Below are 21,766 nucleotides of genomic sequence, written 5' to 3' on the forward strand. Positions count from 1 at the left end.
CGCGAGGCTGTCCTGATAGCGGCATGTTTCCCAGTCGGGCACGCCGCATTTAGCTTGCGAAACCAACTCCTTACCGCGCATACTCCACCGGCACGCCAGTTCCGCTCTTCAGCACCTCCATAGAGATCGAGGCGGAGACGTCGAACAGCTCCACCTTGCGCACGATCTGCTTGTAGATCACATCATAGTGCTCGACGCGCGGCAGCACGACCTTGAGGATGTAATCGTAATTGCCCGTCAGCCGGTGCGCCTCAACGATCTCCGGTATCTCGCCGATCACTTTGCGGAAGATGTCGATCCAGTCGTCGGCATGATGCGTCGTCTTCACCAGCGCAAACACGGTGGTAGGCACGCCCATTCTTTCCCGGTCCAGCACGACGATCCGCCGCGCGATATAGCCGGTCTCTTCAAGCCGCTGTATCCGGCGCGAGCAGGCCGAGACCGACAGATGAACACGTTCCGCCAGCGTGCTGACCGCGAGGCTCGCATCTTCCTGCAGCAAGGTAAGAATTCTACGATCTCTTTCGTCCAGCACGCTCTGATTCCCCGTCAACACTCTGTCTCTAGCAAATAATTTGCGCCAAATTAAAAAAACACGCAAACCATACGCGCAAACCGCGTCCTCGTCACGCAACAACGCGCGGACTTTTCATCGAAACCCCGGCACACTAAGCTCCATTGAAATCGGAGAACGGATATGCGCAAGATCGGTCTTATCGGCGGAATGAGCTTCGAAAGCTCGGTTGTCTACTACAAGCTGATCAACGAAATGGTCCGCGAACGGCTGGGCGACCTGCATTCGGCCGAAGTGCTGCTGCATTCCGTGGATTTCCAGACGATCGTCGATATGCAGAAGGCCGGCCGCTGGGATGACGCCGCCAAACATCTCGCCGACGTCGCATCCAGCCTCGAGGCCGCCGGTGCCGCCTGCACGCTGATCTGCACCAACACGATGCATCTGATCGCCCCGGAAGTCCAAGCCGCCACCTCGATCCCGCTGATCGACATCATCGACGAAACCGCGGCTGCTATTCGCAACGCCGGCCGATCGCGCCCGCTGCTGCTCGCCACCCGCTATACGATGGAACACGGCTTCTACACCGACCGCATGGCCGGCCACGGCATCGACGTCATGGTACCCGATGCGGATGACCGCACCCTCGTTCACAACATCATCTTCAACGAACTTTGCGCCGGTAAAGTGTTGGACGCATCGCGAGACGCCCTCTTCGGCGTCATCGAACGCGCCGTTGCCAATGGCGCCGACAGCATCATCCTCGGCTGCACCGAAATCTGCCTGATCCTCGATCCCGAAAACCTGCCCCTCCCCGGCTTCGATTCAACCCGAATCCACGCCTGCGCAGCGGTGAGGTTTGCGCTTGCCGAAGAGGCGGGTGAAGAGCGCGACGCGGCGTAAGCAGATTTGTAGCTCCTCCCTCAGATGAGGTGGAGAGGAACCTTCGGCGCTCACCAAAAACGAATAAAATTCCTATCGCGCCAACAAACGCGCATACTGGTTGGTCGCTGCCATTTCACGGGTACCAGCGCTTGGAAGATCATTGTGCTTTCACCCGATACAGGAGTGATTGCCATGTCCTTTTACGGACAATCAATTGGCGACGAAGCGCTGGTGATGATGAAACGGGTCCTCGATGAAGAATGCGCGCGCAGGGAAATTGACCCTGACGCAGGGCAAGGCCAGGACCTTGCCCTTGTTGTTATGCATGCTTTCCGCAGCGGGATGACGGATGAGAAGGAACTTGTCGTCTTGGTCCGAAACCTGGCGGACGAGGTTTGTTGAACGAAGCGGAGTTCCGCCAAACTAGACCCCAGCTATGCAGCGTTCTATGATACCGATACACCGTCATCAGCCCTTCAGGAGCCCTGACGCCTAAGAGATGCGTGTGCTCTCGCTCCACTGGAGACGAAAGCATGCTGGACAAACCATCCCTTGGCGAAAAGCCCGTCATCCGTGTTGCGATCAAGGAATATCGAGCAGCTTGGGTAACGTCGATTATCAGTCACGGGTTTTGCGAGCATCAAAGCTTCGTCACGGAGCGGGACGCCAAAGCATATGCGGCGAACCGCGCCCGGCTTTTGCTGAACTAGTCCTCCATCCCAATTTTGGGACAGCAAGAAAATTGCCCCCGCATCGAAGCGGGGGCTAAGTATCCGATAGTCCACATGACACATCGCGAATATACGTGATTCGGCAGTTCTCGCGATACCCACACTTGATGAAAGGGTGTGAGGTAGCGAAGCTTGCTACAGTCCACACCTTACAACACACCCTCGTCATAAACCTTCCGCGCAGCCCTGATCCGTTCATGATTGTCCGTGGACCACGCCACGACCGGCAGCACGATGGCCAGGAACGATTGCCCGAGATCCGTCAGTTCATATTCCACGCTCGGCGGCTGTGTCGGAAACACCGTGCGCTTCAGGTAGCCATCGCGTTGAAGATCGCGCAGCGTCTGGGTCAGCATGCGCTGCGAAATGTCGGGGATCATCCGGCGCAGCGCGGAAAAACGCACCGGGCCATCAGCAAGTCCCTGAATGATCAGCGTATTCCATTTGCCGCCGATATTGTCGAGCACGTCGCGTACCGGGCAATTGGCCATGGTGTAGGCAACACCGCCGATCACCATCACTTTCTCGGCGGCCGCTGTCCTGGTGATCTGGTTCATAGTCATGTCCTTCCCTGCCCGCTGCCTCGGTTACCTCGACGTAACTATGGCAGAAAAAACTGCCACCTTTACATCTACGGGCGTATAACCAAATAAGATATGGTCTCAAAAGGGAACCATATCTCAAAGCGGAACTTTCAGCAAGAAAGACACCGGCTTTCGGGAAAACCAAGGAAAGCGATCATGTCCGAAACCCTTCTCGTTACCGGCGCCTCTGGCCAGCTTGGCCGCCTCGTGCTCAATGCCCTGCTCACCTCCGGCAAGGTTGCGCCGGCAGACATCATCGCCACATCGCGCGATCCGTCCAAGCTTTCGGCCTATGCCGAAAAGGGCGTACAGACCCGCAAGGCCGATTTCGACGATGCCGCATCGCTTGCAACCGCCTTTGCCGGTGCAGACCGTGTTCTGGTCGTTTCCACCGACGCGCTCGATGCGCCGGGCAAGCGCCTCGTCCAGCACACCGCCGCCATCAACGCCGCCAAGGTCGCTGGCGCCAAGCATATCCTCTACACCTCGATGCCGAACCCGGAGAATTCCGCCGTCATCTTCGCCCCTGAGCATCTGGGCAGCGAAGCAGCCGTCAAGGCGACGGGCCTTCCCTACACGATCCTGCGCAATGGCTGGTACATGGAAAACCTGTTCATGGGTCTGCCGCACGCCTTCTCCGAGGGCAAATGGTATACCTCGGCCGGTGAAGGCAAGATCGCCCATATCGCCCGTGCCGACATCGCCGCCGCAATCGCCGACGCTTTGACCTCGGGTTCAACGGAAAGCAAGACGTATACGCTGACCGGCACTGTCGCGCGCACTTCTTCGGAAATCGCTGAAATCGCATCGAAAATCGTCGGAAAGCCGCTCGATGTGGTGACGATCACCGACGAACAGCTGACCGGCGGCCTTCAGGCGGCCGGTCTTCCGCCCTTCCTGATCCCCGTGGTGGTGTCCTTCGACACCAACACCCGCGAAGGCAAGATCGCCATGGTCACCGACGATGCCAAAACGCTTTCCGGCAAGCCACTGACGTCGATCGAAACCTTCTTCGAGACAAACAAGGCCGCTTTTGCGGGCTAGACGCCGACGCCACGCGGCCGGATCGTCAGACGGTCTGGCCGCACGCCCTGCGGAAGCGCCGGACGGTTTCCGCCATGCCAAACTCAAGCGCATCCGCCGTCAACCCATGGCCGATGGAGACTTCGTCCAGCATCGGAATATGCTTTGCCAGCAGCGGCATGTTGGCGACGGTCAGATCGTGCCCGGCATTGACCCCAAGGCCCAGTTCATGGCCGATTTTCGCAGTTTTCCCGAGCTCGATGGCGATCATTGCTGCCTTTTGCTCATCATCAAAACAGCCGCCATAAGGGCCGGTATAGAGCTCGATACGATCGGCGCCGGTTTCCCGCGCGATCGTCAGCGCCTCTCTGTCCGGCGTACCGTCGGCGAAGACAGAGACCCTGAGGCCGTTCTTCTTCAGCCGCGCCGTCACGTCGGCAAGCAGTTCAGCATTGGCGCGAAAATCCCAACCGTGATCGGATGTCGCCTGCGCGGGATCGTCCGGCACGAGTGTCACCTGCTCGGGCTGGTGGCGCTCCACAAGCTCCAGGAATTCGGCGTTCGGATAGCCTTCCATGTTGAATTCGGCATCCGGAAACTCGTCGTCGATCAGATTACGAATCGGCGCCAGATCGGAAAAACGGATATGCCGCTGGTCCGGCCGCGGATGAACCGTCAGGCCGCTTGCGCCCGCCTGCAGCGCAATTCTGCCGAGCGCAGTAACCGAAGGCCAGGGAAGATCGCGGCGATTTCTCAGCATCGCGACAGCGTTCATGTTCACGGAGAGTTTCGCAGCCATTTCAGCACTTTCGAACAGTTGGCGGTTGCAGGCAGCCTCTTCTATCGCGTCCGCATGCCGCTCGCAATCGATCGCGTGTTTGAAGGGTGCGCGTCGAAAGGCCTCATCAGTTATTTCACATCCAATGAAAATTTAATGGAACAAGGCCCTGACAAGTCGGGCAAATTCCGATTTAATGCAAAGCCATCTCCCGACGTGCCTAGCAAGCGCCCGAGATGCTTTTCCAGGAAGGACCTAAACCAGACGATGATTCGTTTTGCTCGTCATATCGAACCATTTTTTGCAGGATCCTGCCGCCGTGTGGCGCGGCAGCGTGGGGTCTGCATCTGATGAGCACAGAAGGCTCCGAAAGACGCCAGCCAGCAGCGGCACTCCTGCGGCAGGCATTGCAGCGGGTGCTTGAGAGCAAGACGTTTGCACGCTCCGAACGCCTGCGTTCGTTCCTGAGATATGTCGTCGAGACAGAGTTGGGCGGCGCCGGCGCCCAGCTCAAAGGCTATACGATCGCCATTGATGTCTTCGGCAGGCCGATGGCCTTCGATGCCGATGGAGACCCGCTCGTGCGCGTCCATGCCGGCAAGCTTCGTAAATTGCTGGATACCTATTACGCAACGGAGGGGTCCGGCGAGGAATGGCGCATCGCCATTCCCAAGGGCAGCTATGTTCCGGAATACCGGCAGCACCACGTCGAAGCTACCCCCGCGGAAACCACGGTGCCTGCCTCGGTCCAGACAAGACGGGCGGAGATGTCCGTTGCCGCCAAAGAGACGACCGGTCCCTCGCCGGTCTCGATCCGGCCATCGGCAAGCCGCACGCGCCGCTCCTGGCTGCCGGCGCCCCTCTCCTCGCATTTCGCTCTTCTTTCGGTTCTGCCGTTGCTGATCGTCGCTCCCCTTGCAACGCCGGCCATGAGTATCAGCAGCAGCCTTGGCATGAATGGCCCCCAGGCCTTGAGCGGCCTGCGCTTCGAACGCGCGCAGGATCTGCCGCAAGTCACGATCACGGGCCAATGGCCGCGTCAGAGCCTGCCCGCTCGCTTCGCCGATACGATGCGCGCCGCAGCCTCGCATTTTCGCACGGTAACGACCATCAGCACGCGGCTTCGCACCACCCAGCTCGCCTTTACCATCACCGTTGCAGACGACGAGGAGAGCGGAGGCGTCAAGGTCAGCGTCACCAACGACGCGACCGCCGACAGTGTCTTCACCGCGCTCATTGAGGGCGACCGCCTCGAAGACGAGAGCGACATGCTGTTTGAAAGCGTGTCTCTGGCAACGCGGGTACTGGCACTCGACGGCGAGATCTATCGCTACGCCACGGATCACAGCCTCGATAGCGCGCTGATGACCTGCATGACGCTGACGGACACCTATCGCCGTGAGCAGACCAAAGATGCATTCCACGACGCCCGCAAGTGCCAGGATGACCTTTCCAGTGATCGTCGCAACACGCTACGGTTCATCGTGAGCGCTGGTGCCCTACCTGCCAGCATCGACTTCTAATTCCGCAAAAAACATCAAAATTCGCCGATTGTCGGCCAATTTTCGTGATCAGAGCGCCGAAAGCGATCGTTTTCGACATCATTTCGCGCATTTTATCCCTAATATTGCTAATTGTTTCGCTTCTCGCATCGAGTGTATGCGTAGGCTGGGAAGTGGAGAAGCCTGATTGCTCATCAGGTCAGCACAGTGTCTGTAGTAGCCATCTCGGTGGCGTGCAAAGCGTAGAAGAGCAGGCTTGGATGAAGGCCGCGTGACCCCGTGGAACCGAACTCCGAACCGTCATTTCCGCAAGGTTCGACGACTGTGGAGACTATCGAGCGCATGCCTGAAGACCTGAAAAACAATGCTTCTGCGATGCTTGCGCGCCCGGAAAGCTGCTTTATGCCGATCTTGCCCCTGCCCGGAACGATCCCGGAAAATCAGGTGGCGATCGCCGACATGGCAGATGCCTTCGGCGTCACCCATCGCACCCTGCATTTCTACGAGGAAAAGGGCCTGCTGACAGCCGAGCGCATGGGGCCGATGCGCGTCTATGGGCTGGAAGACATCCGCCGCATGGCAGTCATCAACGCCTGCCGCGAAATCGATATGCCCATCATCGCCATTCAGGAAATGATGGCCGACCTCCTCGCTGCCGGCTCTCGCGAAGACGCTGCCCAGATTTTCCGTGACGCCCTGCATGGCCACAAACGCGAGCTTGCCGCCCAGCAATCCATTTTGCGCCGCCAGATGCAGCGGGTCAGCGAACTGCTCGAATCGGCCGATGAAGGCAACAGCCCGCGGCCCCAGCCTCAGACAATCCATCTGTCCCCCATCGAGATCAAATGCCTGGGCTGCATGGCGGAAGGCTACCCCGCAACGCGCATCGCGACGTTGATGGACATGGATATGACCGCCGTGCTGACGCTGGAATCGGACATCATCCGCAAGTTCAATGGCCACAATCGCTTTCAGGCGGTCGCAAAAGCTGTCCTGATGGGCTTCGTCTCGGCCGATTGAGCCGAGTTATCGCACGATCGTCAGCGTCTCGGCCGCACGGGTAATCGCCGTATACAGCCAGCGTTCGCGCGTATCGCGAAAAGCCCAGCTTTCGTCGAACAGCACGACATTGTTCCACTGCGAACCCTGCGCCTTGTGGACGGTCAGCGCGTAACCATAATCGAACTCGTCGTACCGCTTGCGCGTCGACCACGGGATTTCACCCTCGACATCCTCGAAAGCCTGCTTCAGCAGTTTGATCTTGGCAGCACCGCGATCCATGTCGTCGTCTTCCGGCCGGATCATCAGGTTGATGCCCGGTTTGACCGTCTCTCTCGACGACGTCATCACCTGCCAGAGGGAGCCGTTGAGCAGTCCCTTGGCGGGATCGTTGCGCAGGCACACCAGTTTGTCGCCGGATTGCGGATATTCGGTGGTGAACCCCTTGAGCTCCCGCAGCCGCATATTGTAGCGCCGCCGCGTTTTGTTGGTCCCGACCAGCACCTGGTCGGCGTCCAAGACCAGATCCTGCGTCACCTCATGCTTGGAAATCACCTGCGCGGTGCCATAGTCGCCATGCATGATTTCCTTGCCTTCACGCACCTGCATGGCGAGCTTGATGATCGGATTGTCGCGCGCCTGACGGTGGATGTCGGTCAGCAGAAAATCCGGCTCGTCATTGGTGAAGTAGCCACCACCTGTGACCGGCGGCAACTGGCCGGGATCACCCAGCACGAGGATCGGCGTGCCGAAGCTCATCAGGTCGCGGCCGAGCGCCTCGTCCACCATCGAGCATTCGTCGACGATGATCAGCGCCGCCTTGGCAACCGGCGATTGCCGGTTGATTGAAAACATCGGCGCAATCGAGGTCTTGCCGGTTTCCTCGTTGGAAACCTCCTCCTCGCCACGCGGCCGGTAGATCAGCGAATGAATAGTCTTGGCGTTGCTCGCGCCCTTCGAGCGCAGCACCTGCGCCGCCTTGCCGGTAAACGCTGCGAAAAGCACCTCGCCATCCACATGCTCGGCAAAGTGTCGCGCCAGCGTCGTCTTGCCGGTGCCGGCATAGCCGAACAGCCGGAAAAGCGGCTTGCGCCCTTCCTTCAGCCATTGCGACACGGCTTTCAGCGCTTCATCCTGTTGCGGTGCAAATTCCATGGAGCGAAGTGGCAGGATTCGGGGCCAGGATGCAAGCCTTACCCCTTGAGTGGGTGACACATCATCGGGCTCGAGGAGGACTGATCGACGCAGCGGTGGAACAACAAGCTCCGCAAACCGTTCGCTCCTTCGTTGAACTCATTTGCATCCCGGAGGAAAACTGCCGTGTTGAAAATCATGACTCTCGCCGCCGCCGCAACCATCGCATTATCGAGTGCGGGCTACGCACAGACCTTGCCGATGACCTGCGATGCGACGAACATGGAAAATCTGAAGGCCGACGTCAAAAAGGCACCAAGTGACGCCCAGAAATCCGCAGCGCAGGCTGCAATCGGCGATGCGACGATGGCCATGCAGGCCGGCAAGGTCGATGATTGCGTCATGGCAATGCAGAAGGCCAGAATGGCAATCGACACGCCATAACGATAACGACAATTCAACGGCGCAGCCCGCGACACCCGTCGCGGGCTTTGTTGTTTTTAAAGGGGGATCGAGCGACCGCAACACCCCGCAGACAATTCCCGGTAATCGCTCTTCCCGGTGGCTCCAACCTGACTTTCCGACTCATTCGCGCGCCTCTACTGTCAGGCGAACAATTAAATCTGCCAAAGAGGATTCGATGAGCGACGCATTCGGTTTCATGTTCGGCTTTTACGGCCTGTTGCTCGGCCTGGCCGTTGCCGAGGTCGTGTCCGGTTTCTCGCGCGCCTATGACGAACGCCACAGCCGCAGGATAGGCGTCGTCGCCCCCCTGTTCGGCGCCCTCCTGCTCGTCGATCTGATCACCTTCTGGATGAACGCCTGGGCGTATCGCGACCTCGAGAAAGTCAGCTATCCGATAGCGCTCGCAGTGGCGCTGGTCGCGTTGCTCTACTATTTCGCAGCCACGCAGGTTTTCCCGAAAGCCACGGAAAATGACACGCTGGACAGACACATCATGGAACACCGGCGCGTGGTGATCTTCTGCGTGCTCGCCAGCAACCTGATCACTCAGGTTCCGCCGGCAATCATCGCCTTCAAGACGCCGTGGCCCCCCTCGGACATCGCGCTCTGGGCTGCTCTCAACCTGATCTACTACATCCTCCTTGGCACCGCCGCGCTGGCCAGGAGCAAGAAGATCGTCAGCAGCGTCGTCGCCGTCGCCATTCTCTATGTCACCGGCGCAACGGCGATCTTTGCCTGAAGTCGGAGCGAGGGATCGGTTTTCCGCCCCCGCGCCTCGCAGGATCTTTCCGACTGTGTGGCAATATTTCGCATCCGCGGCACGCGCGCCTTGGAAATCCCCGGTGATGCCGTTATCACGACGGCGCAAAGGACATCAGCGTGACAGAACCGGATTATCCTCTCATCCCTCCCGAAAAATCGGGACCGCCAGAGCCTCGGGGCGAAATGCGATCCGAGGAGAGCAAGCCGCTTCGCTCAGGGATGGGCCGCTGGCATCCTGCCCCGCAATGGGCCATCCTTCTTGTTCTTTCTCTTTTCCTCGCCGTCCTGCTGGAGCTTGTCGGCATCCCCGCTGCCCTGCTGATGGGTCCGATGGTCGCCGCCGCGGTCTGCGGCATCAATGGCGCCACGATCCGTCTGCCGCGCCCGCTCTATTACTGCGCCCAGGCGCTGATCGGCACGATGATCGCCGAGTCCATCACGCCCGGTATCCTCGGCAACCTGCTCGCCAATGCCCCGCTGTTCCTCGCCATCATCGGTTCCGTCATCGCGATGAGTACGCTGTCCGGCTATGCGATCAGCCGGCTCGGCATCCTGCCCGGCACCACCGCCATCTGGGGCTCGTCTGCTGGCGCTGCCACCACGATGCTGGTCATGGCCGATGCCTATGGCGCCGATGTCAGGCTCGTCGCCTTCATGCAATACTTGCGCGTCGTCTTCGTTGCCGCCGCAGCCTCGCTCGTCGCACGCTACTGGGCGGGTATCGATGGTGCTGCGCCTGCGATCGTCTGGTTCGGGCCGATCGATCCCATCGCCTTTGCCGAAACGCTGGCGCTTGCCGCCATCGCCGGTTTCCTCGGCAACACGCTGCGCATTCCCGCCGGCATTTTCCTGTTTCCATTCCTGATCGGTTCGGCGCTGAGCATGAGTGGCCTCATGGTCATCGAGATCCCCGAATGGTTGCTGGCGATCAGCTATGCCCTGCTCGGCTGGAACATCGGCCTCGGCTTTACCCGCCCAATCATCGCCCATGCGGGACGCGCCCTTTTGCCGACAGTCCTGTCGATCCTCGTCCTGATCGGCTTTTCCGGCATACTCGCCTTCATTCTCACCCGCACGCTCGGCATCGATCCGCTGACGGCCTATCTTGCCACCAGCCCCGGCGGCATGGATTCCATCGCCATCATCGCCGCATCGAGCAATGTCGACATCGCCTTCGTCATGTCGCTGCAGACCACGCGCCTGCTGCTCATCATGGCAATCGGCCCGAGCCTGGCGCGTTTCGTGGCGGCAAAGCCGGGAGCAAAACCAAAGCGCTGAGAAAACTATTTCGAGAAACACGGGAATAAAACCCGGCCCTCGTCAGTCCTAGCTTCGTGTCGCATGAAACGGCACGGAGGAAACACCAGCTAGGATATTTCCATGAAAACCATTCTGTCTCTCGCAGCCGGCTTTTCGCTTCTGGCAGTCCTGCCAGCCATGGCTGCCCCGCCCGTCCAGACGGTCAAGTCCGACAAGGGTGATGTGATTGCTGCTGAAAACGGCATGACGCTCTACACCTTCAAGAAGGATGAAAGCGGCAAGTCCAATTGCTATGATGAATGCGCCAAGAATTGGCCGCCTTACTTCGCTGGCGCTTCAGCCATGGCGGAAGGCGACTATACGCTGGTCGAGCGCAAGGATGGCAAGAAGCAATGGGCACTCAAGGGCATGCCTCTCTATTTCTGGGTGAAGGACGCGAAACAGGGCGACGCTACCGGCGACGGCGTGAAGGACGTTTGGGATGCCGCGCGTCCCTGATGATCTCTCTCGCGATACGGACAGGCCGGGCATGAAGACCGAACCCTTCGAGGAACAGGTCCTCTCGCTCATCCCGCTCCTTCGTCGCTATTCCCGCAGCCTCGCCCGTTCGGATGCCGATGGCGAGGACCTGCTGCAGGATTGCGTCGAGAAAGTGCTCGTCCGCCGTGCCCAATGGCGCGGCGGCAGCCTGCGCTCCTGGGCCTTCACGATCATGACCAATCTCTATCGCGACGGCTATCGCCGGGCACGACTGCATCCACCCGTCGAACTCAGCGACGAAACGACACCGCTGCCCCAGCAGGACCAGTCGGAAGCGCCGCTGGGCGACCCGCTGGAAAAGCAAAGGCTCAATCAGGCGATCAACGCGCTTTCACCCGATTATCGCGCCGTGCTGATGCTCGTCGTCGTCGAGGGCTACAGCTATCAGGAGGTGGCCGACACGCTTTCCGTGCCGATCGGCACTGTGATGTCGCGGCTCTCCCGCGCGCGCCGGCAGATGACGGAACACCTGGCGCTGAGCAATATCGTTCCCCTGCGGAGACCGAAATGAACACCGAAAACAACACGGTCACCGAAGACGACCTGCACGCTTATGTCGATGGCTTCCTGAACGAAAGCGAACGACAGGCCGTCGAAGCCTGGCTTGCAAACAATCCGGATGCCGCCGAGGATATCCGGCAATGGCAGAGCCAGGCTGAGGGCCTGCGTATAGCTTTCAGCGATTATGCACGCACCGATGATCAGGATCGCCGTTTCGTCGCCAATGTTGCCCCAGTTCCTCGTGGCCTGCCTCGCTGGCTATCGGCCGCCGCTGCGGGCCTGCTGCTGTTTCTCGCCGGCACAGCAACCGGCATCTATGGCAACAGGCTGCTTGCCACCGCACCTCCGCAGCAGATTGCCTCAGCGCTGGACGACCTGCCCGCACAGGCCAACTCGGCCTATCTTATCTATACAAAAGAGGTTCGCCATCCCGTGGAAGTCGGCGCTGATCAGGAGGCTCATCTTGTTGCCTGGCTTGGCAAACGGCTGGATTACAAGCTGCGCGCGCCCGACCTCACGAAAGACGGATTCCATCTCGTTGGAGGCCGTCTGCTTCCTGTCAGCGGCAAGGCGGGGGCCATGCTGATGTATGAGGACGGCAACGGCAAACGCCTCACCGTCCTGCTCGGTCGCAACCCCGTCAACGAAGAAACGAGTTTCCGCTTCGCCAGCAACGGCGCGCTGGAAACCTTCTACTGGATCGATGGAGAGATCGGCTACGCCGTGACCGGCGAGCTCACCCGCGCCCGCCTGCAGCAGATTGCCGAAGAATGCTATCGGCAATTCGAAAGCTGACACCGTGACGGCAACGCGCCTGCCATCTCGGACAGGCGGCGCCATCAATCCCGATTTCGGAGGTGTCTTCAAACCGTTTCGGCTGCCATGTCCGGCAGTATCCGCTCCAGGCGATCATAACCTGCGGCGACACCGCTCTCCATCGGCGATTTCAGAACTGCATCACGCGCGCCAGTCGAAGAATAAAGGATGGTCGTGGTAACAGTCGTACGGCCATCCTGAGGCACGAACAACGTCGTCACCCGCGTTTCTCCGCAGGTCCAGTCCATTTCGAAAACCTCGGTATGGACGATCCGCCGGGGTGCCTCGAGTTCCCTGTAGACACCGCCCATGCTCATCTCAGTGCCATCGGCGTCTTTACGCCAGACGTAGCGGAAAGCACCTCCAACCTTGAGGTCGATCTCACAGACCTTGAGCGACCAGCCATCCGGTCCGAAGAACCATCGTTTCAGCAGTTTCGGCTCGGTGAAGGCCGCAAAGACCAGTGGCTGCTCGGCATTGAAGACCCGGCTCATGACGATTTCGCAGTCGTTCATCGCGGAAATTTTAAGGGCATTATCGACCATGTCTCATTCTCCCTCTTTTGGGCCGCCCGTTTGCGGCGTTGCTTTCATTTCCTCCAGCAGCACGTCGAGACGCTGGAAATGCACTTCCCAGAAACGGCGATAGGCATCGATCCAGTCACCCGCTTGAGAAAGGGGTGCCGCCTCGAGGCGACAGGGCCGGCGCTGGGCGTCACGGCCGCGCGAGATCAGGCCGGCCCCCTCCAGCACTTTCAGGTGCTTGGAAATCGCCGGCTGGCTCATCGCAAAAGGTTCGGCAAGCTCGTTAACCGACGCCTCCCCCAGCGCCAGCCGCGCGAGGATCGCGCGCCGGGTGGGGTCGGCAAGCGCGGCAAATGTCGCATCCAGTTGACTGATGGACTGCATTTCATAACCAATCATTTCTAAAACCAATTGGTTATATAAAGCATAAGTTTCGAACAGGCGCAAGCCCGTCGAAAATTATCGGTGATGATTAGGCTGCGCCCTTGCCGATAGGGTCGTTTTCCAGAAGGATCGGCTTGCCATGCGGCGTGGCCTCTGCCGCCCGCTGCCACGCAGCGGTCAGGTGGTCGAGATCGTCGCCACGCACGATCGATAGTTCGGCGAGAATGCGCGAGAGCGCCGCCACCCAGCATTCGTAATAGTCGCTGCCATCGGCGCACCGTCCGGGCCGGTAAAGCTCCTGTGACAGAACCTCTGCCCATTCGCTCCAGGAGAACACGCCGCGCTCGTGAAGCCGCACGGTCATGGCAAAGGCCTCCGCCTGCCACGGCTCGGCAAAGACAGGCGCCCCATCGCCGCCAACAGGCAACTCCGGCATGCCGGAAAGCGAGTTCGAAAGATCAGGCGCGCTCAAGATAGCTCTCCCAGGCGTCGATCGACACCGTCAGCCCCGGCTCGGCCCCCTCGCCCCAGACTTCCCGGCCATCGAAGACAACCGTATAGACCCATTGCGGATTCTCGCCCCAGCCGTGGGCATTGTCGTCGGGAAACACGAAGGAGCCTCGCACCGCCTCAATGGTGCCAACGCGACCGCGGGCATAACGCGGCAGCCGCGTATGGGTCTCGGGATTGAAATTGTGGGTACGGACGCGGTCACCCGGCCCAAAGATGGCCGCCGTCGAAGCCGGCCTGTCGCACGGCCCGCCCTTGGCAAGCACGCCCGCGACCATATCAGCCTTCAGTACCCGCTTTGGGGGCGCACCGGGCTCGGTCATCACACCGCTGTCGATCTCTTCCGCCGTGGCAAAGCCATGGCGCTCCAGCAGCGTTTCCAGCGCCCGGATCCAGATCTCGTAATAACTCGCTGAAAGATAAGTGGCAGGGGGGATGTTTTCCCGCGCATGCCGGCTTTCGTCAATATTCCAGGCACCGAAGGCACCGCACGAAAGCGTCAGCCCCAGCGCCCGCTTTTCCCATTCGGCATGGAAAATGGGCTCGTTCTTTTCCGGTGCGACAGCTCCGAAACCATGCTGGCCGCCAAGATCGTGAGGGCCGTTCATCAGACAGCCTCCGGCACACGAACAATTGCCGTGCCGATCAGGGCGTCGCGGCTGACGAGGTCCGCAAGCTGCTCCTCGCTCAAACCATCCGTATTCGCGGGTCGCTCGGGGATGACGAGATACCGAAGCTCGGCCGTCGAATCCCACACTCGGATTGCCTGTCCCTTCGGCAGCGTCAACCCGAATTCAGAAAGCACGCCCCGCGGATCCATGACCGCGCGCGAGCGATAGGCCGGCGCCTTGTACCAGACCGGCGGCAGCCCGAGCACGGACCACGGGTAACAGGAGCAGAGTGTGCAGACGACGAGATTGTGGGTTTCCGGCGTGTTGAACACGGCGCGCATATGCTCGCCCTGCCGGCCGGTATAGCCGAGGCTGCCAATCGCCGCCGTGGCATCATCCTTCAGCCATTGCGCAAATTCGAGATCCGCCCAGGCTTTCGCCACCACACGCGCGCCATTGCGCGGCCCGATCTTCGTTTCATAGGTCTCGACAATCGCGTCGATCGCCTTCGGATCGATCAACCCCTTGGCGGTCAGCACCGTCTCCAGGGCCTTCACCCGCGCCTGCATGTCGGAGAAGTGGTTGTCGTGATCGTGGTAATGGTCGTCGTCGTGATCGTGCATGACACACTCGCTGACTGTTTTCGAAACGATTCCGGATGCTATTTCAGCATCGGCCAAAGGCTGACGACGAGCAAGACCGCCATGGTGATATTGAACCATTTGAGCCGGACCGGATCCGACAGCCACTCGCGAAGCGCAGAGCCAAAGCCCGCCCAGGTGGAGACGCTCGGCACGTTGACGATGGCAAAGATCAGCCCGACGATGACAACGCTCGTCAGGTAGCTTTGCTCATTCGTATAGGTCGCCATCGCCGAAACCGCCATGACCCAGGCCTTCGGATTGACCCATTGAAACGCCGATGCTTGCAAGAAGCTCATCGGCTCTGCTCCCGCGCTTCCTTCGGACAGGCTGCGCGAGGTTGCAATCTTCCATGCGATCCAGATCAGATAAGCACCACCGGCAAATTTCAGGATCGTGTAGAAAAGCGGCACCGAGTGCAACAATGCACCGAGCCCGAGGCCAACGGCAATCAGCAGCGACAGGAAGCCCGCACCGATCCCGAACATATGAGGGATCGTCCGCACGAAACCGAAATTCACCCCCGAGGCAAACAGCATCATGTTGTTCGGACCCGGCGTGATCGATGTCGTGAAGGCGAAGAGAAACAACGCCAGAAGCGTGTCGGCATGCATGATCGTAACCTCCCCAACTTTTAGGTCAACGTAACTGACCTATCAGCTGTAGCCACCCGAAACTTGTCATGGTGACAAAAAGACGAGATCCCCTTGGCTGCGCGCGCTTCCTTCACTGGAGACTCAATCCCGGAGAGGAGCCTTCGCACGACATAAAAATTAGCAAGGGGGCGCTGAAGAAGCCCACGGAATGCGATACCTTCTCCGGCAGCAGCCCGATCTCACGAGCACACCGCATCAGCCCGAGGACGTTTGCATGACATCCGCCATTCCAACGACCACCTTTCCATCAGCCGCTCAGGTACCCGTTCTCGGCCAGGGAACATGGCACATGGGCGAGCGTGCCGACCGTGCGAAAGAAGAGGCGGCAAGCCTGCGGCATGGCCTCGATCTTGGCATGACGCTCATCGATACGGCTGAGATGTACGCCAATGGCGGCGCCGAAACCGTCGTCGGCGAAGCGATCAAAGGCCGCCGCCGCGATGCCTTCATCGTTTCGAAAGTCCTGCCATCCAATGCCAGCACTACTGGCACCATCCGCGCCTGCGAGGCCAGCCTCAAGCGCCTGGGTATGGAAACAATCGACCTTTACCTTCTCCACTGGCGCGGGAGTTACGGCCTCGACGAAACGCTGGAAGGTTTCGAACGCCTGCAACAGGCCGGAAAGATCAAAACCTGGGGTGTCTCCAATTTTGATGTCGACGACATGGAAGAGATCAGCGCCCTGCCCGGCGGCAAGCAGGTCGCCACCAATCAGGTGCTGTACAATCTTACGCGTCGCGGTATCGAATACGATCTCCAGCCTTGGTGTGCGGATCGCGGCATCCCGATCATGGCCTATTCGCCTTTGGATGAAGGACGGCTTCTCAATCACCCGGAACTCGTCCACATCGCCAAGGCCCATCAGGCGACACCGGCGCAGGTGGCGCTGGCCTTCGTCATCAGCCGCCCCGGCGTCATCGCCATTCCGAAGACCAGCTCTCGCCAAAGGGTCGAAGAAAATCGCGCCTCCGCCGACATCCACCTGACACTGGAGAACCTGAGCGCCCTCGACGCAGCCTTCGCACCGCCGAAACGAAAGAAGCCGCTCGAAATGATCTGAGCGGCTTCAGGTCAGGTAACAACCGATCGATTCAACCGGTTGTTTAGACTCACCGTCACATGCCCTGCGGCCCGCGGTTCATCGCGGCAACGCCCGTGCGGCAGACCTCGATCAGCCCGAGCGGCTTCATCACGGCCACGAACTGGTCGATCTTCGACGACTTGCCGGTGATCTCCAGAATGAAATGCTCGACGGTCGCATCGACGACCTTCGCATGGAAGGCATCGGCAAGACGCAGCGTCTCGGCGCGGTGGTCGCCTTCGCCGACGACCTTCACCAGCGCCACTTCGCGCTCGATCGGCCGGTCGTGGCCAAGTTCGGCGGCACGAACCGTCAGGTCGATGACCCGGTGCACCGGAACGATTCGTTCCAGCTGGGCCTTGATCTGCTCCAGCACATGCGGCGTGCCGCGGGTGACGATGGTGATGCGCGACAGGTGCGCTTCATGCTCCGTTTCGGAAACCGTCAGGCTTTCGATGTTGTAGCCGCGGCCGGAAAACAGGCCGATGACCCGGGCGAGAACGCCCGGCTCGTTATCGACGAGGACCGACAGCGTGTGCTTTTCGACCTTCTGGGTTTCCTTGGCGATGAAGTAGGCAGAGCCTGTCGGCTGAAGATGTGCATTCATGTGGCTAATCCTGTCCTTGTCTCATCAAACCAGCTGGCGGCCCTTGGCGTCGATCGCGTTGGCGACCACTTCGTCCGTGGCCTCGTCCGGCAACAGCATCTCGTTGTGCGCCTTGCCCGAAGGGATCATCGGGAAGCAGTTGGCGAGATTGGCGACGCGGCAATCGAAAATGACCGGTGCCGGGCTGTCGATCATGCGGATGATCGCATCGTCCAGGTCACCCGGCTTTTCGCAGCGGATACCGACGCCGCCATAAGCCTCGGCGAGCTTGACGAAGTCCGGCATCGCCTCGGTGTAGGAGTTCGACAGGCGGTTGCCGTGCAACAGCTGCTGCCACTGGCGCACCATGCCCATGTACTGGTTGTTGAGGATGAATATCTTGACCGGCAGGCTGTACTGCACCGCGCAGGACATTTCCTGGATGCACATCTGGATGGAGGCATCGCCGGCGATATCGATGACGAGGCTGTCAGGATGCGCAACCTGGACGCCGATGGCCGCCGGGAAACCATAACCCATGGTGCCGAGGCCGCCCGATGTCATCCAGCGGTTCGGTTCCTCGAAGCCGAAGAACTGCGCCGCCCACATCTGGTGCTGGCCAACTTCCGTCGTGATGTAGGTGTCGCGATCCTTGGTCAGGTCGAACAGCCGCTGCAGCGCATATTGCGGCATGATCACGTCGTCGTTCGGCTTGTAGGCGAGCGAATTGCGGGCACGCCAGCGGGCGATGCTCTGCCACCAGTCGTCCATGCGCGCCTTGTCGACGCCGCCGGCCTTCGCCCGCCACAGCCGAACCATGTCTTCCAGAACCCTGCCGACGTCGCCGACGATCGGGATATCGACGCGCACGGTCTTGTTGATCGACGACGGATCGATGTCGATGTGGATCTTCTTCGAATTCGGCGAAAAGGCATTGAGCCGGCCGGTGATGCGGTCGTCGAAACGCGCGCCGATGCAGACCATGACGTCACAGTCATGCATCGCAAGGTTCGCTTCATACGTGCCGTGCATGCCGAGCATGCCGAGCCAGTTCTTGCCCGAGGCCGGATAAGCCCCGAGACCCATCAGTGTCGAGGTAATGGGGAAGCCGGTGAGCTGGACGAGCTCGCGCAGCAGCTGCGAGGCTTCCTTGCCCGAATTGATGACGCCGCCGCCGGAATAGATGACCGGACGACGCGCCGTCATCATCAGCGCGACAGCTTCCTCGATCTGCTTCAGGTCTCCCTGAACCTTCGGCTGGTAGCTCTTCTGGATCTTCGCGGCAGACGGCGGGATGTAGGTGCCGGTCGCGAACTGAACGTCCTTCGGAATATCGACGACGACCGGACCCGGACGGCCGGATTGTGCAACCCGGAACGCCTCGTGGATGATGCCGGCGAGCTCGTTGACGTCCTTGACCAGCCAGTTGTGCTTGGTGCAAGGCCGCGTGATACCGACGGTATCGCATTCCTGGAAGGCGTCCGAGCCGATCAGCGATGTTGGAACCTGACCGGACAGGCAGACGAGCGGGATGCTGTCCATCAGCGCGTCCTGCAGCGGCGTAACCGCGTTGGTCGCGCCCGGCCCGGAGGTGACGAGCATGACGCCAACCTTGCCGGTCGAGCGGGCATACCCTTCGGCCATGTGGCCGGCGCCCTGCTCGTGGCGAACGAGGATGTGCTGGATATCGTCCTGCTGGTGGATTTCGTCATAGATCGGAAGCACGGCGCCGCCGGGGTAGCCGAAGATATGCTCCACGCCATTGTCTCTCAGCGCCTGAAGAACAATCTCCGCACCCGTCATCTGGGTGCCTGCTGCCTGGGTGCTTGGCGTCTTTGTCTCTGTACCGCTCATTGGCCTGTTTCCGTCCCTATCCCGCGTTTCGGCTGTGAGTATCGTGTTTGAAGGCATAAAAAAAGGCCCCGTCAGGAGCCTCGTCTAGCGCATGGGTGGCTATCGCCGGATGGTTACACCATCCTGCCCATGCGCCGTCCCACCACAAGAATTGCAAAGAAATTTTTCATGGGGCGAAGCATTAACGGCAAAGTCCCGCTCCGTCAACGCCTTTTGCAGCGATCAAAATGGCACAGCAGCGTGCCGCGGCGCGAAACAACTTGTTAAAACCATCGCGTTAGGATGAAGCATTCATGACTATAGGTGTGTTTTGCTGAACAGCGACCTCCATTCTTCGATCAGTGCAGGCGAGCAGGAGCGGCGTGATACCCTGAAAAGGGGCAACCGTTTCCTGGGCCGGGTCGTCGCATGCAGTGGTTCGCGCGCAACGATCGCTGCCATCGCCGAAAAAGGAGAGACGTCGCTTACGGAACTCTGGTCCGTAGGCCGGCTGATCTCGATCACCGTCGGCGAAAACCGCGTCGTCGCCCTTGTCTATTCGATGCAGACCGCCACCAACGAATGGGGCGAAGAGGTCGACAACACGTTCCGTATCGAAGTGGAACTGATGGGCGAAGTCCATGTCGGCCCTTCAGGCAAGGAAGAGTTTTCCGCCGGTATCAGCCAGTATCCCTATCTCGGTTCCGTCGCCCACCGCATCCGCTCTGCCGACCTGGCGCGCATTTATGATACCGGCAAGGACGAGACCTGTGTTATCGGCACCCTGACGCAGGATGAAAGCCTCGATGCCGCCATCCACGTGCCCTCCATGCTCGCCAAGCACTTCGCCATCGTCGGCACAACCGGCGTCGGCAAGTCCACCGCCGTCACCCTCCTCTTGCACAAGGCGATCCAGTCCGACCCGAAGCTGCGTGTGCTGATTCTCGATCCGCACAACGAATTTGCCGCCGCCTTCCCCAACCATGCCGTGGTCATCGATACCGATACGCTCGACCTGCCGTTCTGGCTGATGAAGCTTGAAGAGTTCGCCGAAGTCATCTTCCGCGGCCGGCCGGCGGTGCCGGAAGAACTCGATATCCTGCGCGACGTGATCCCGGAGGCAAAGAGAGCTTTCAAGGGTGAAGGCGGGCTGATGCGCCGCCAGACGGAGAAAAGCTCGATCACCGCCGATACGCCGGTGCCCTACCGCATGGCCGACCTGCTGGCGATGATCGACGAGCGCATTGGCCGCCTTGAAGGCCGCAACGACAAGCCGCATCTGCGCTCGCTCAAGGTCAAGGTCGTCGGCGCGATCAACGATCCGCGCTACAACTTCATGTTCTCCTCGAACACGATCACCGACACGATCCTCGAGACTATCGCCAAGATTTTCCGTATTCCCGGTGACGGTCGCCCCGTGACCACCTTCCAGCTTGCCGGCATTCCCTCGGAAGTCGTCAACTCGGTCGCCTCCGTCCTCTGCCGCATGGCGTTCGAAATCGCACTGTGGAGCAATGGCGGCGTGCATATGCTGGTCGTCTGCGAAGAGGCGCATCGTTATGTGCCCTCCGATCCGTCCCTTGGTTTCGTTCCGACACGCCAGGCCATTGCCCGCATCGCCAAGGAAGGCCGTAAATACGGCGTCTCGCTCGGCATCATCACCCAGCGCCCCGGCGAACTCGATCCGACGATCCTGTCGCAGTGTTCAACGGTCTTCGCCATGCGCCTGTCGAACGACCGGGACCAGGATATCATCCGCTCGGCCATTCCGAACTCGTCGATCTCGACGACAAGCTTCATTTCCTCCATCGGCAACGGTGAGGCCATCGCCTTCGGGGAGGCCGTCGCCGTGCCCATGCGCATGCGCTTCACCCGCGTCGAGGAGAGGAACCTGCCCAAGGCCAACGGCGTCACCGCCCAGGTCTCCGATGAAGATCCCTCGACCATCGATCTGCGCACCGTCGTTGCCCGCATGCGCGCCGTGAGCGGTCCTGACATTTCGAATTTCCAGCAGAGCTACATGGCCAGCATGGGGCCTGACGACGACACAGGTTTCGGTGAAGACCCGCGCAGCCTGACGCCCGCTCCGGCTTATCAGCCGCCGCCGCAGGGCTATACTCCACCACCGCCAGCACCGCGCGAGGAAGTGGTCCTCGAGCCCTATAACCCGGCGATGCTGCCACGAGCTGAACAGGCGAACCCGCAGCTTGAGCGTTTCAACCAGATCCGCAGCCAGCTTCTTGCCGAGGACGCACCGGCTCCTGTCCCGGAAATCCGCCGTGCGGAACTGCGCACGCCGTCCTACCCGCCCTCGGCCTCATCTCCTCCCCCAGCCGGTGATCAGCCCCGGCAATCCCTGCGGGAAAGCCTCCTGAAGAAGCCGCTGAGCAGCATCATCCGAAAGTAGAACATTCTGCTCGGGAATCTGCATTGCGCTCATCCGTAC

Annotated in this window: 26 protein-coding genes; 14 read left to right on the forward strand and 12 right to left on the reverse strand. The window is 60.3% G+C overall.

What is annotated here, in order from left to right; translation table 11 throughout:
• Nucleotides 1-70: 70 nt before the first annotated feature.
• Nucleotides 71-535, reverse strand: a complete 465-nt coding sequence (locus tag QO002_RS14560; RefSeq protein ID WP_307230867.1) for an Lrp/AsnC family transcriptional regulator — start codon at nt 533-535, stop codon at nt 71-73.
• 162 nt (nt 536-697) lie between these two features.
• On the opposite strand from QO002_RS14560, the gene QO002_RS14565 reads away from it, so the two are divergent.
• The 3 genes from QO002_RS14565 (at nt 698) to QO002_RS14575 (ending at nt 2,109) form a co-directional block, all read left to right on the forward strand.
• Nucleotides 698-1,417: an aspartate/glutamate racemase family protein gene (locus QO002_RS14565; RefSeq protein WP_307230869.1), complete on the forward strand. Its 720-nt coding sequence runs from the start codon at nt 698-700 to the stop codon at nt 1,415-1,417.
• A gap of 174 nt (nt 1,418-1,591) precedes the next feature.
• Nucleotides 1,592-1,801, forward strand: a complete 210-nt coding sequence (locus QO002_RS14570; protein WP_307230871.1) for a hypothetical protein — start codon at nt 1,592-1,594, stop codon at nt 1,799-1,801.
• Nucleotides 1,802-1,932: 131 nt separating this feature from the next.
• The gene (locus QO002_RS14575; protein ID WP_307230873.1) at nt 1,933-2,109 is read left to right on the forward strand and encodes a hypothetical protein; all 177 of its coding nucleotides are present in this window, start codon (nt 1,933-1,935) and stop codon (nt 2,107-2,109) included.
• A 170-nt stretch (nt 2,110-2,279) separates the two neighbouring features.
• Here QO002_RS14575 and QO002_RS14580 read toward each other — a convergent pair whose 3' ends face one another.
• Nucleotides 2,280-2,687, reverse strand: coding sequence for a winged helix-turn-helix transcriptional regulator (locus QO002_RS14580; protein ID WP_307230876.1), 408 nt, complete (start codon nt 2,685-2,687; stop codon nt 2,280-2,282).
• A 183-nt stretch (nt 2,688-2,870) separates the two neighbouring features.
• Here QO002_RS14580 and QO002_RS14585 point away from each other — a divergent pair, with 183 nt between their 5' ends.
• Nucleotides 2,871-3,758 (forward strand): SDR family oxidoreductase, encoded by an 888-nt coding sequence (locus tag QO002_RS14585; RefSeq protein ID WP_307230878.1) that lies wholly within the window; start codon nt 2,871-2,873, stop codon nt 3,756-3,758.
• 25 nt (nt 3,759-3,783) lie between these two features.
• Here QO002_RS14585 and QO002_RS14590 read toward each other — a convergent pair whose 3' ends face one another.
• The gene (locus QO002_RS14590) at nt 3,784-4,536 is read right to left on the reverse strand and encodes a pyridoxine 5'-phosphate synthase (protein ID WP_307230880.1); all 753 of its coding nucleotides are present in this window, start codon (nt 4,534-4,536) and stop codon (nt 3,784-3,786) included.
• 329 nt (nt 4,537-4,865) lie between these two features.
• Here QO002_RS14590 and QO002_RS14595 point away from each other — a divergent pair, with 329 nt between their 5' ends.
• Together QO002_RS14595 and QO002_RS14600 are read left to right on the forward strand one after the other, a co-directional pair.
• Complete coding sequence (locus QO002_RS14595; protein ID WP_307230882.1) at nt 4,866-6,038, forward strand: hypothetical protein; 1,173 nt, start codon at nt 4,866-4,868, stop codon at nt 6,036-6,038.
• A gap of 321 nt (nt 6,039-6,359) precedes the next feature.
• On the forward strand, nt 6,360-7,037 hold the full coding sequence (locus tag QO002_RS14600) for a MerR family transcriptional regulator (protein WP_370878494.1): 678 nt from the start codon (nt 6,360-6,362) through the stop codon (nt 7,035-7,037).
• A 6-nt stretch (nt 7,038-7,043) separates the two neighbouring features.
• Here the strand turns inward: QO002_RS14600 and QO002_RS14605 are convergent, their stop codons facing one another.
• Nucleotides 7,044-8,171: an ATP-dependent DNA helicase gene (locus tag QO002_RS14605; RefSeq protein WP_307230887.1), complete on the reverse strand. Its 1,128-nt coding sequence runs from the start codon at nt 8,169-8,171 to the stop codon at nt 7,044-7,046.
• Nucleotides 8,172-8,336: 165 nt separating this feature from the next.
• Here QO002_RS14605 and QO002_RS14610 point away from each other — a divergent pair, with 165 nt between their 5' ends.
• The 6 genes from QO002_RS14610 (at nt 8,337) to QO002_RS14635 (ending at nt 12,473) form a co-directional block, all read left to right on the forward strand.
• Nucleotides 8,337-8,594: a hypothetical protein gene (locus QO002_RS14610; RefSeq protein ID WP_307230889.1), complete on the forward strand. Its 258-nt coding sequence runs from the start codon at nt 8,337-8,339 to the stop codon at nt 8,592-8,594.
• A 196-nt stretch (nt 8,595-8,790) separates the two neighbouring features.
• On the forward strand, nt 8,791-9,354 hold the full coding sequence (locus QO002_RS14615) for a hypothetical protein (RefSeq protein ID WP_307230891.1): 564 nt from the start codon (nt 8,791-8,793) through the stop codon (nt 9,352-9,354).
• Between the two features lie 206 nt (nt 9,355-9,560).
• Nucleotides 9,561-10,655, forward strand: a complete 1,095-nt coding sequence (locus tag QO002_RS14620; RefSeq protein WP_307233404.1) for an AbrB family transcriptional regulator — start codon at nt 9,561-9,563, stop codon at nt 10,653-10,655.
• Nucleotides 10,656-10,757: 102 nt separating this feature from the next.
• Nucleotides 10,758-11,135, forward strand: coding sequence for a COG4315 family predicted lipoprotein (locus tag QO002_RS14625; RefSeq protein WP_307230893.1), 378 nt, complete (start codon nt 10,758-10,760; stop codon nt 11,133-11,135).
• Nucleotides 11,119-11,688 (forward strand): RNA polymerase sigma factor, encoded by a 570-nt coding sequence (locus QO002_RS14630; protein WP_370878495.1) that lies wholly within the window; start codon nt 11,119-11,121, stop codon nt 11,686-11,688. Before QO002_RS14625 ends, QO002_RS14630 begins: the two co-directional genes overlap by 17 nt.
• Nucleotides 11,685-12,473: an anti-sigma factor family protein gene (locus QO002_RS14635; RefSeq protein ID WP_307230895.1), complete on the forward strand. Its 789-nt coding sequence runs from the start codon at nt 11,685-11,687 to the stop codon at nt 12,471-12,473. The genes QO002_RS14630 and QO002_RS14635 overlap by 4 nt, the downstream gene beginning before the upstream one ends.
• Nucleotides 12,474-12,541: 68 nt before the next feature.
• Here QO002_RS14635 and QO002_RS14640 read toward each other — a convergent pair whose 3' ends face one another.
• The 6 genes from QO002_RS14640 to QO002_RS14665 form a co-directional block, all read right to left on the reverse strand.
• The gene (locus QO002_RS14640; protein ID WP_307230898.1) at nt 12,542-13,039 is read right to left on the reverse strand and encodes an SRPBCC family protein; all 498 of its coding nucleotides are present in this window, start codon (nt 13,037-13,039) and stop codon (nt 12,542-12,544) included.
• Nucleotides 13,040-13,042: 3 nt separating this feature from the next.
• The gene (locus QO002_RS14645) at nt 13,043-13,402 is read right to left on the reverse strand and encodes an ArsR/SmtB family transcription factor (protein ID WP_370878550.1); all 360 of its coding nucleotides are present in this window, start codon (nt 13,400-13,402) and stop codon (nt 13,043-13,045) included.
• An 88-nt stretch (nt 13,403-13,490) separates the two neighbouring features.
• Nucleotides 13,491-13,838 (reverse strand): nitrile hydratase accessory protein, encoded by a 348-nt coding sequence (locus tag QO002_RS14650; RefSeq protein WP_307233410.1) that lies wholly within the window; start codon nt 13,836-13,838, stop codon nt 13,491-13,493.
• Between the two features lie 22 nt (nt 13,839-13,860).
• The gene (gene nthB / locus QO002_RS14655) at nt 13,861-14,520 is read right to left on the reverse strand and encodes a nitrile hydratase subunit beta (RefSeq protein ID WP_307230900.1); all 660 of its coding nucleotides are present in this window, start codon (nt 14,518-14,520) and stop codon (nt 13,861-13,863) included.
• Nucleotides 14,520-15,146, reverse strand: coding sequence for a nitrile hydratase subunit alpha (nthA, locus tag QO002_RS14660; protein ID WP_307230902.1), 627 nt, complete (start codon nt 15,144-15,146; stop codon nt 14,520-14,522). Before nthA ends, nthB begins: the two co-directional genes overlap by 1 nt.
• Before the next feature lie 38 nt (nt 15,147-15,184).
• The gene (locus QO002_RS14665; protein WP_307230904.1) at nt 15,185-15,778 is read right to left on the reverse strand and encodes a LysE family translocator; all 594 of its coding nucleotides are present in this window, start codon (nt 15,776-15,778) and stop codon (nt 15,185-15,187) included.
• Nucleotides 15,779-16,034: 256 nt separating this feature from the next.
• On the opposite strand from QO002_RS14665, the gene QO002_RS14670 reads away from it, so the two are divergent.
• Complete coding sequence (locus QO002_RS14670) at nt 16,035-16,880, forward strand: aldo/keto reductase (protein WP_307230906.1); 846 nt, start codon at nt 16,035-16,037, stop codon at nt 16,878-16,880.
• 55 nt (nt 16,881-16,935) lie between these two features.
• Here the strand turns inward: QO002_RS14670 and ilvN are convergent, their stop codons facing one another.
• Nucleotides 16,936-17,508, reverse strand: a complete 573-nt coding sequence (gene ilvN, locus QO002_RS14675; protein WP_307230908.1) for an acetolactate synthase small subunit — start codon at nt 17,506-17,508, stop codon at nt 16,936-16,938.
• Nucleotides 17,509-17,532: 24 nt separating this feature from the next.
• Nucleotides 17,533-19,341 (reverse strand): acetolactate synthase 3 large subunit, encoded by a 1,809-nt coding sequence (locus QO002_RS14680; RefSeq protein WP_307230910.1) that lies wholly within the window; start codon nt 19,339-19,341, stop codon nt 17,533-17,535.
• Nucleotides 19,342-19,651: 310 nt separating this feature from the next.
• Between QO002_RS14680 and QO002_RS14685 the strand changes: the two genes are divergently transcribed.
• A complete protein-coding gene (locus QO002_RS14685) occupies nt 19,652-21,727 on the forward strand; it encodes an ATP-binding protein (RefSeq protein WP_307230912.1) in 2,076 nt (691 codons plus the stop codon).
• Nucleotides 21,728-21,766: the final 39 nt, after the last annotated feature.

Source organism: Pararhizobium capsulatum DSM 1112, from assembly GCF_030814475.1.
Classification (GTDB): domain Bacteria; phylum Pseudomonadota; class Alphaproteobacteria; order Rhizobiales; family Rhizobiaceae; genus Pararhizobium; species Pararhizobium capsulatum.